Origin of the sequence: Salinisphaera orenii subsp. halophila YIM 95161, from assembly GCF_003732545.1 — a bacterium.
Classification (GTDB): Bacteria; Pseudomonadota; Gammaproteobacteria; order Nevskiales; family Salinisphaeraceae; genus Salinisphaera; species Salinisphaera orenii_A.
Map to the genome: position 1 here is coordinate 64,184 of NZ_AYKF01000035.1, position 9,841 is coordinate 74,024.

Genomic DNA, 9,841 nt, shown 5'->3' on the forward strand with positions numbered 1-9,841 from the left:
CAAAATGTATAGTTTTCGCGATTTTCTATACACGTTTTAGGCGACGTGTATAGATCGCGGTCCGAAACTATGCATATCGTTTTTACCGCCCGCTGATCTGCTCCCTGAGGCAGTCGCGCGAACTACCGAGCATTTCTCGGTAGTTGCGGTATGACATTCTCGCGAACACCTAAGGGATGCTTAGTTGTTCATGGGAGTTGCGACGGTCTATTGACTATATCGGTCTATAGGGGCGGCGTCGGAATCACCGTCAAAGACCGCACGCCCTGCGCGCCGCGCACCAGCACGCCTTCGATATCGGCGGTGGCCGAGGGGCCGGTGTGGAAGACGGTGTAGCTGGCGTTGACGAAGTCGTCGCGCTGGTAGGCGCGATGCATGTTGGTGACGATCTCGGCCGGGTCGAGCAGCACGACGAGGTGCTGGGCGAGGTAGGCGACGGCGTTGACGGTGAGTTCGGCTTCGGTGAAGCACACGCTGCCGGTTTCGGCGATGCCGAAACGTGCGCGTAGCACGGCGATATCCACGTCGTGGACGCTCCCCGGGTCGTCGCTGTCGGTTAGCGCGCGGTTGCCGGCGACTTCGGGCACGTTGGAGGCGATGACGGCTTCCTCGAACGGTTTGCCGAGTTTGTCGGCCAGCGTTTCCTGCAGGGCGGCGTCGACGCCTTGGCCGTCGGTCAGCGCGTGCCAGGTGCCGCCCATGGTGGCCAGGCGTTCGGCGAACAGGGCGGCGAGGCCGTCCGCGTCCTGCGGATAGCTGTCGTCGTAGTTGGGCACGACGGGCGCAGGGGCGTTCATGGCCGGCTTGTTGGCGCGGATGGCGCCGAGGATGTCGTCGCGCGCGCTCATTCGTTGGCGCCTCCGGCCGACGTTTTCGCTTGACCGTTCAGGCGGTTACGCTTGTACCAGTCGTGGAAGGTGCCGTTATCCGGCGGGCTGGGCATCTCGCGGCCTTCGCCCCAGGCGTTCATGCGGTTGTAGAGCGCCCAGCGCGGCAGGTGCTTGAGCGCGGAGTTCGTCGTCTTGATCGCCATCCGGTAGCCCTTGGGGCTGGCCAGCACCTGGCCGGCGGCGGTCAGGCCGGTCTTCTTGGTCCACGGCAGATGGCCCTCTTCGGCCAGCACCTGGCGCCAGCCGAAGATCTGCTCGTGGATATTGATCTTCACCGGGCAGACGTTGGTGCAACTGCCGTTGAGCGTGGAGGCGAACGGCAGGTTGGAGTAGCGATGCAAGTCGAAGCTCGGGTTCAGGATCAGCCCGAGCGGGCCGGCATAGGTCGCCCCGTAGCTTAACCCGCCCGAGCGACGGTACACCGGGCAGGTGTTCATGCAGGCCCCGCAGCGGATGCACTTGAGCGACGACCAGAAGCGCTCCATGCCCAGACGTTTGGAGCGGCCGTTGTCGACCAGCACGATATGCATTTCGCCGCCTTGCTTGGGCGCGCGGAAATGCGAGGTGTACTGGGTGATCGGCGAGCCGAGCGCGGAGCGTGAAAGCAGGCGGATGAACACGCCCATGTCCTCGACCCGCGGCACGAGTTTCTCGATGCCGATGCTGGCCACATGCAAATTCGGCACGTTGGCCGACAGATCCGCATTGCCTTCGTTGGTACAGACCACGAAGCCGCCGGTTTCGGCGACCGCGAAGTTGGCGCCCGTCATGCCCGCATCGGCATCCAGAATCAGCGGGCGGGTGGCATCGCGCTGTGCGCCGGCCAGATAGTGGGCGTCGTCGTTGTCGGGATCGCTGCCGAGCTGTTCGGCGAACAGGCGGGCCACGTCCGAGCGCATCTTGTGCACGGGCGGGACCACGATATGGCTCGGGTCCTCGCCGTCGAGCTGCTGGATACGCTCGCCGAGATCCGTTTCCACGATCTCGATGCCCACGCTGTCCATGTAATGGCGAAAGCCGCACTCTTCCATGAGCATGGACTTCGCCTTGATCACGCTCTTGACGCCGTGCTCTTTGAAGATCTCGTGGACGATCCGGTTGTGCTCGGCGCCGTCGGCCGCCCAGTGCACGTGGATGCCGTTGGCCTTGGCGTTGGCCTCGAACTGCTCGAGATAGGTATCGAGGTTGGTGAGCGTGTGCGTCTTGATCTGGCTGGCCAGCTCGCGCAGTTCTTCCCATTCCTCGATCGTATGGGCCTGCTTGTCGCGCTTCGTGCGCATGGCCCAGACGCGCGTGTCGTGCGACTTGGCGTGCTCCGGCGCGTTCAAAAACTGTTTCGCCGAGCGCGCGTGATCCACGCGCTTGCCGTCGGGCGCTTTCACCGGGCGCGGCTGGGCCTCGCGGGTGGCGGTTTTGCTCTGGATGGTCGCGTTGGGATCGGGCTGGTTCGTGCTCATTGGCTCGCCCCGTTGAGAATCTCGGCGATATGCTTGAACTGGATCGGCGCGCCGATGCGCGCGGCACAGCCGGACTGGTGCATCAGGCACGACGAATCGGCCGAGACGATGTATTCGGCGCCGTTGCGGCCATGATCGGCGATCTTGTCCTGTCCCATCTGTGTAGACACTTCAGGCTCGGTCACGGAAAACGTGCCACCGAAGCCGCAGCATTCGTCCGGCCGGTCGATGGCGACCAGTTCGATACCGGCCACCTTTTCCAGCAGCGTGCGCGGCTTGGAGAAATATTCGCCGTGCAGTTCGCTCGGTTTGCCGTGGCCGAGGTTGCGCAGCGTGTTGCAGGAGTCGTGATAACCCACGCGGTGCGGAAAGTTCGCCCACGGAAAAGCCTCGACCTGGAGCTCATCGTGCAGGAACTCGACCAGTTCCAGCGTGTTCTCGCGTACGTGCTTGACCTCGGGCGTCTGCTCGATGGCGGTCAAGTTATCGCGTACCTGGTGCACGCAGGAGCCCGAAGGCGCCACGATGCGATCGTATTTCGCGAAGTTCTTCACGAACAGCGCTTCGGTCGCGGCGGCCTCGTCGTGACAGCCGGAATTGACCATCGGCTGGCCACAGCAGGTCTGGTCGAAGGGGTAGTCCACGTCGCAGCCGAAGCGTTCCAGCAGTTCCAGCGTGGCGATGCCCACGTCCGGATAGAAGGCGTCGATGAAACAGGGCACGAACAGTCCGATTCGCATGGAGTCTCCGGCGATCCGTCACGGGGCCGCAACGCGCGTCGCGGCGGCGTTCTGGCCGCCAGTGTAACGCGCGCATGATCGTGCCACGGCCTGCACGGCGCGGCCGGGCCTGAAAGAATCGCCATGGGGCCCGGTCGACGGGCGACGTGGCCCGCGTATGGCCTGTCGCCTGCTCGGAGGCGCGACGCGCCGGCAGCGCGCCATGCCGGTCGGTGGGACGATCCGCTGCCAGCCCGATGGCCCTAGTCGGGCTTCGGCCCGAGGATCTCCTCGCGTAGCGCGCCCTGGGGCACGCCCTGCTTGACCTGCACCTCGCCCGCGCTGTCGTGGTAGAAGATGCCCGGCGTGCCGCGCACGCCCACGCGCGACATCAGCCGATTGTTGGCGGCAACCTGTTCGCGGAGATCCGCGGGGATATCTGCCATGGGCTCGATGCCGCCGCTGCGATAGTTGTTTTCGTGCGCGCGCATCGCCTGTTCCGGATCGTCCGCGGCGAGCAGCGCGGCGGCCTTGCCTTCGCTGGTGGGCTTGAGGATGCCCACCGGGATGTGGCGCAACTGCACCGCGCCGGCCTCCACCCAGGGCCGGGCCGCCTCGTAGAACTTGTGGCAGTAGGGGCAGTTGGGGTCGGTGAAGACATACAGCGTGCGCGGGGCGTCGTCGTCGCCGTCGCCGATCCAGTGCGCCTGTTCCAGCTCGGCCCAGGCGTCGGCACGGCTGGGCGTTTTCACCAGTTCGTCCAGCTTCGGCTTGGAAACGTTCTGGCCGTCGGCATCGAGCATGGTGCCGACGATCACGTGCTCGCCGTCCGGTGTCAGGTAGAGCGCCAGCGGCCGGTCGCCGGCACGCGCGGCAAAGCCCTGCATGCCGCCGGGCGCGTCGAACTGGCCGACGATGGTCACGCCCTTGTCCTCGATGCTGCGAATCGGCGCCGGCCAGGGCTGGGCCTGTGCCAATGCGCCGAACGCGCCAAGGGCGAGGCCCAGCAGGCAGGCGGTGGCGATGCGGACGGTGCGCGACATGGAGGGCTCCTGAATGCGATGGCCGGCTGAGCGGTCGAGGCGCCAGTCTAAAACACGCGCCCGGCCCGAGTCGTTCGACGGCGCTCGGCCGATGCCGGCACCGGGGCGCGGCGTTGTGGCACGATTCGTTACGAGGAGACACCACCACCGCCGAAGCCGCCATGACCGCCGACAATCCGTTCGAGAGCCTGCCCCGCAACGCCGCCAACCACGCGGCCCTGTCGCCGACGAGCTTTCTGGCCTGGTCGGGCGGCGTCTATCCGGACCGCGTCGCCCTGGTGCACGGCGCGCTGCGCCGGACCTGGGGCGAGACCTATCGCCGCTGCCGCCAGCTGGCCGACGCGCTGACCCGGCGCGGCATCCGCAAGAGCGACGTGGTGGCAATCATGGCGCCCAACATCCCCGCCACCTACGAGATGCATTTCGCCCCCGCGATGGCCGGCGCGGTGCTCAACGCGCTGAACGTGCGGCTGGATGCGGAGTCGCTCGCCTTCATGCTGGATTTCGGCGGCGCGAAGATGGTGATGGTCGACCGCCAGTTCGCGCCCGTGATGGCCGAGGCGATCGCCAAGCTCGATACGCCGCCCGTGGTGGTGGATATCGACGACCCGGAATACGACGGCGACGAGGCGCCGATCGGCGAGATCGAATACGAGGCGCTGGTCGCCGAGGGCGATCCGGCTTTCGACTGGCAGTTGCCCGAGGACGAGTGGAACGCGATCTCGCTGAACTTCACCTCCGGCACCACCGGCAACCCCAAGGGCGTGGTCTATCACCACCGCGGCGCCTATCTGAACGCCATGACCAACGCCATGGCCTGGGACATGCCCACCCACGCGGTGTATCTGTGGACGCTGCCGATGTTCCACTGCAACGGCTGGTGCTTTCCCTGGACGATCGCGGCCAAGGCCGGCACCAACGTCTGTCTGCGCCAGGTCGCCGCGGAACCCATCATCGACGCCATGGCGCGTCACCGCGTGAGCCATTACTGCGGCGCGCCCATCGTGCATTCCATGCTCGTCAATGCCGACGCGGACCAGCTCGCGCGCATCGAGCAGACCGTCCACGGCCTGGTCGCCGGGGCCGCGCCGCCGGCGGCCATGATCGAGGGCATGGAGGGCATCGGCTTCTCGCTGACCCACGTCTACGGCCTGACCGAGACCTACGGCCCGGCCGCGCTCTGCGCCAAGCACGACGACTGGGCGGCGCTGTCGCTGGAAGCGCGGGTGGAGAAGAACGCCCGCCAGGGCGTGCGCTACCCCACCCAGGCCGCGCTTACGGTCGTCGACCGCGAGACCGGCGCCGAAGTCCCGCACGACGGCGAGACGCTGGGCGAGCTGGTGTTCGCCGGCAACATCGTCATGAAGGGCTATCTGAAGAATCCGGAGGCCACCGCCGAAGCCTTCGAGGGCGGCTGGTATCACACCGGCGATCTGGGCGTGGTCGAGGCCGACGGCTATATCCGCATCGCCGACCGGGCCAAGGACGTGATCATCTCCGGCGGCGAGAACATCTCCTCGCTGGAGGTCGAGAGCGTGCTCTCCCGCCACCCCGCGATCGCCGCCTCCGCGGTCGTCGCCCGGCCCGACGACAAATGGGGCGAAACGCCCTGTGCCTTCGTCCAGCTGCGCGAGGGCGAGACCGCGACCGAGGACGAGATCATCGCCTACTGCCGCGAGCGCATGGCCCATTTCAAGTGCCCGCGGACCGTTGTCTTCGGACCGCTGCCGACGACCTCCACCGGCAAGGTCCAGAAGTACGAATTGCGCACGAACGCCGCCGAACTGGGCGACTGATCCGGGCCGGACGGCCCGACGGCGGGATGTACGCCGATCCCGTCGTGGGCGTTCGCCCGGCCTCGGGCCGTGACCCGGACCGGGCGGCCGGGCGCGCCAAACGGCGCTGCGGGGCCCGGCCCGAAGAACGCCCTCGCGACGGCCGAAGCGGGCAGCCCCTGCCGGCAGCGCAAGCTCTCGGGCGGCCGGTGCCCGCTGCGTCGGCGGCCGCGATTCCCGGTTGGCGCCCCGCTCCCGCCGCTGCGGAGGCCGAGCGCCGGCGCAGCAGGAACGGTTTCAGACGCCGCCGTCGACGTCCAGGAAGGCGCCGGTGGTGAACTGGGCCTCGGTGAGATACAGGATCGCCTCGGCGATGTCCTCGGGCTGGCCGACGCGGCCGAGCGGAATGGCCGCTTTCGCCTGTTCGGGCTTGTCCGGCAGGCCGCCGCTGGCGTGGATCTCGGTGTCCACCACGCCGGGGCGTACGGCGTTCACGCGGATGCCCTGGCCGGCCGTTTCCTGGGCCAGGCCTTCGGTGAGGGTGTCGATCGCGCCCTTGGAAGCGCCGTAGTCGACGTAGGTGCCCGCGCCGCCGCCGCCCCCCGCGTGGCTGGCCGCCGAGGAGACGTTGACGATGGCGCCGCCGGCACCGCCGCGCTCGTTGCTCATGCGCCGCACGGCCTCGCGGGCGCAGACGAAGGGGCCGACCACGTTCACGCTCATCATGCGGGCGATGCGCTCGGCGCTCATGTCGGCGACCTGGGACGGCTGATCGACGATGCCGGCGTTGTTCACTAGCGCGGTGACGCGCCCGAGCCGATCGTCGACCGTCTCGAAAAGCTGGACCACCTCGGATTCGACGGCCATGTTCGCCTGCACCGCGATGGCTGTGCCGCCGTCGGCCTCGATCGCCGAGACCACGCCCTCGGCGGCCTCGCGATTGCCGCGATAGTTCACGGCCACCGCGTAGCCGTGCTTGGCCGCCATCAGGCAGGTCGCGGCGCCGATGCCGCGGCTGCCGCCGGTCACGATCATGATCTTGTCCATGGAGGACTCCTTCGCTCGAATTTGAAACCGCCCCAAGCCTAGACAATCGGACCGCCTGCGCGCCAGCGCGGCGGTTGTTGGGCGGGCCGGCGGCTCGCGACGCGATACCGAGTACAGGCGCTGGGCTCCGCTCGGCCGTCGACGAGCGGCTTTCGTCGTTGACGAGACGGCGGCGGTCATACCCGGGCCGGCCGTGGTGCGTCGCGTCGTATCGCCAGGTGTCGCCGCGCCGCGCGTCGGCGTGCCACTGGCGGGCGTTGTGGCGAGTCGCGTCCACGGGCGCCGCCGCGGCGCCTGCCTCGTCGGGTGCAAGCCCGCCGCCCACGCTTCGATCGGGCTTCGTTCGGTCAGCCTCGGCGCCGCGGCGGTGGTCGCCCCTGCTTTGTCGACCAGGGCGTTTGCCTGGAGCGGGCGCACGCCTGGATCGTTGCCGAAAAGCGTGTCGGGCGCGGGTGAGAGGTGCCGATCGTGGCGCTGTCTCCTGGTACGGCGCCGTCCGGCGTGGTGCTGATGTTCGGTTTCGGCAGGCCCGGCGCCCTCCGTTTTTGCGAGCGTGCCTTGCGGTGTGTTCGTGCCGGTCCGGGGGCGGGATCGTCTGCGGCCCGACCCGTGGCGTCGGCCGGTGTCGGTGTCTAGACGCGCAGGAACATCAGCGCCGTCATCGCCAGCCCGATCACCACGATGCCGGCGCGGTGCCAGGCCGGGGCGATGCGATAGCCGAAGGAGGCCCCCAGCCAGCCGCCGATCATGGCGCCGGCGGCCATGAGCAGGGCGAGCGGCCAGTGGATCAGGCCGAAGGCGGCGTAGGTGGCCACTGAGATGGTGGTCAGCGTGCCGGACATGACCGCCTTCATCGCCACCGACGTCAGCAGGCGATTCTGGCCGAGCAGGGCCAACAGCGCGATCACGATGATGCCGACGCCGCCGTTGAAGTAGCCGCCGTAGCTGCAGGCCAGATACAGCGCGATCGCAGCCACCGGCGTGCTCGCCTCGCGCTGCTGCATTGCGGTCTTGATTGCGGGCCCGGCGGCGAAGATCAGCGTGGCGACCAGCATTAGCCACGGCACCAGCGCCTCGAAGGCCGCATCGCCGGTCGCGAGCAACAGCAGCGCGCCGCTGACCCCGCCGGCCGCGGCGATCGCCACCATCGCCGGCAGGCTGAGCGCCGCCGGCGGGGCGATGTCGCGCCGGAAGCGCGCCACGGTGGTCAGATAGCCCGGCAGCACCGCCGCGGCGCTGGTGGCGTTGGCCGCCGTCGGCGGCAGGCCGTGAAACAGCAGCGCCGGCAGCGTGATGAAGCTGCCGCCCCCGGCCAGCGCGTTGATGGCGCCGGCGGCCAGTGCGGCGATGAACAACAGGACCAGTTCCAAGGCGGGCGAGGCGTCGAAGGCAGGCAGGCGACTGATGATACCCGCTCGGGCCGGCGGCGGGCGGCGCGCAGAATGCAGCGCGCCATACCTGCCCACCGGGCACGATCTCCTCACGGCCGCACGGCGCGGCGAGGGCGCGTGGCCGACGGCGCGCGCGAAGAGCGGCCCCGCTCGGCCGTGGTCCGGCGCGTTGCGGTCACGCCGGTCGCCCCGGTCCGCGTGTGTTCCGGCCCGGTTCGCCGGGCGCTGGTTCGCCCGGCGCCGGATCGGCTCGGTGTCAGCCTAGGGGGCAGCGCAGATAAGCGGACGACGAAACGGGCGATCAGCCATGGGTTCGGTTGACGGTATGACCCCGCCTGCGAGCCCGGCCTGCTCGGCCTGCCTTCGCCTGCCCCGGCCGTCGCCGGGCGGTTATCTCAGTTCGCTGCCCTTGGTCATGCGCGCGATCAGCGGCTCCTTCCAGGCATAGGTATGCACGAACGCCATCGCGATATGCCCGGCGATGAGCGCGAACAGCGTCCAGCCGAGAAAGCCGTGCCATTCGCCGCCGAGGTTGGTCATCCACTCGATCTCGGTCTCCATGCCGGAAAAGATCTGCACGCCGAGTGCGGAGAACGGACGGGTGGAACCGTAGGCGCGGATGATCGCGATCACCGGCACGGCGATCAGCAGCAGATACATCGCCACGTGGCCTAGCGCGGCGATCCGGTGCAGCCCGCCGGCGTGCGACGGCCGGCGCGACAGGTTGATCAGGCCCCAGACGCCGCGCAGTGCGGTGAGACACAGCACCAGTACGCCGATCGAATAGTGGAATCCGAAGAAGAAATCGGTGATGGCCGCCTCGTCCAGCAGATAGTGCAGCGCGGCGGAGGTCACCTGCCAGAGCAGCAGGGCGAACATGGCCCAGTGGAAGAATCGGCTGACGAGCCCGTAGCCGTATTCGTGGTCCATCAAGCGCGTATCCATTGGTTTTCCTTCCTTGCGGGCTGGACCGCACGCCGAAGGGCGCGCACCCGGCAGCCGTTATCCCGTGCCGCTTCGAACCGTGGCCCGGATCGGGCGCGCCACGCAAGTGCGGCGTGTGCAACGTCGCGTCGCGAAATCAGCAACATGTCGGCGACCAGTCTAGCCGCTGTCGCGTGCTTGTGCGGGCGTGAAACGGCTGACCTCCAGACCGCTGCCCACCGGTAGCAGTACGCTCGTGATGCCGGCCCGAGCGCGCACGGCCTCGCCGTAGCGCTGCACGCTGTCGCCGCCGGGGCGCAGCATGTTGTCGGCAACGATGATCGCCCCCGGCGCGAGCTTCGGGTGGAACGCCTCGAGACAGGGCACATAGAGGTCCTTCCAGAGATCCAGCAGCAAGAAATCGATCGGCTCGGCCAGCGCGCCGATCATCTCGACCGCGTCGCCCACGCGGAAGTCGATGTATGCGTTTAGTCCGGCCTTCGTTGCCATATCCCGCGCATGGTCGTAATGCTGTTCACTTAAGCATTGCAGGTTAGGCGGAGCTTACCGAGAATCCGGCTTTCACATGTGGAAG

Annotated in this window: 9 protein-coding genes; 1 reads left to right on the forward strand and 8 read right to left on the reverse strand. The window is 68.1% G+C overall.

Features of this window, described 5'->3' with window-relative positions:
• Positions 1-224: 224 nt before the first annotated feature.
• The 4 genes from SAHL_RS02905 to dsbG all read right to left on the reverse strand — a co-directional run bounded on the left by SAHL_RS02905 (position 225) and on the right by dsbG (position 4,109).
• Complete coding sequence (locus SAHL_RS02905; protein ID WP_123589911.1) at positions 225-848, reverse strand: LutC/YkgG family protein; 624 nt, start codon at positions 846-848, stop codon at positions 225-227.
• Positions 845-2,347 (reverse strand): lactate utilization protein B, encoded by a 1,503-nt coding sequence (locus SAHL_RS02910; RefSeq protein WP_123589912.1) that lies wholly within the window; start codon positions 2,345-2,347, stop codon positions 845-847. The genes SAHL_RS02905 and SAHL_RS02910 overlap by 4 nt, the downstream gene beginning before the upstream one ends.
• On the reverse strand, positions 2,344-3,087 hold the full coding sequence (locus tag SAHL_RS02915) for a (Fe-S)-binding protein (RefSeq protein ID WP_123589913.1): 744 nt from the start codon (positions 3,085-3,087) through the stop codon (positions 2,344-2,346). The genes SAHL_RS02910 and SAHL_RS02915 overlap by 4 nt, the downstream gene beginning before the upstream one ends.
• A gap of 242 nt (positions 3,088-3,329) precedes the next feature.
• Entirely contained in the window at positions 3,330-4,109 is a 780-nt protein-coding gene (gene dsbG, locus SAHL_RS02920) for a thiol:disulfide interchange protein DsbG (protein ID WP_123589914.1), read from the reverse strand.
• Between the two features lie 161 nt (positions 4,110-4,270).
• Between dsbG and SAHL_RS02925 the strand changes: the two genes are divergently transcribed.
• A complete protein-coding gene (locus SAHL_RS02925; protein ID WP_123589915.1) occupies positions 4,271-5,905 on the forward strand; it encodes an acyl-CoA synthetase in 1,635 nt (544 codons plus the stop codon).
• Between the two features lie 276 nt (positions 5,906-6,181).
• Here the strand turns inward: SAHL_RS02925 and SAHL_RS02930 are convergent, their stop codons facing one another.
• The 4 genes from SAHL_RS02930 to SAHL_RS02945 form a co-directional block, all read right to left on the reverse strand.
• On the reverse strand, positions 6,182-6,931 hold the full coding sequence (locus SAHL_RS02930) for an SDR family oxidoreductase (protein ID WP_123589916.1): 750 nt from the start codon (positions 6,929-6,931) through the stop codon (positions 6,182-6,184).
• A gap of 632 nt (positions 6,932-7,563) precedes the next feature.
• On the reverse strand, positions 7,564-8,301 hold the full coding sequence (locus tag SAHL_RS02935; RefSeq protein ID WP_123589917.1) for a sulfite exporter TauE/SafE family protein: 738 nt from the start codon (positions 8,299-8,301) through the stop codon (positions 7,564-7,566).
• Between the two features lie 411 nt (positions 8,302-8,712).
• Positions 8,713-9,267 (reverse strand): cytochrome b, encoded by a 555-nt coding sequence (locus SAHL_RS02940; RefSeq protein WP_245968358.1) that lies wholly within the window; start codon positions 9,265-9,267, stop codon positions 8,713-8,715.
• 159 nt (positions 9,268-9,426) lie between these two features.
• Entirely contained in the window at positions 9,427-9,798 is a 372-nt protein-coding gene (locus tag SAHL_RS02945; RefSeq protein ID WP_123589918.1) for an O-methyltransferase, read from the reverse strand.
• Positions 9,799-9,841: the final 43 nt, after the last annotated feature.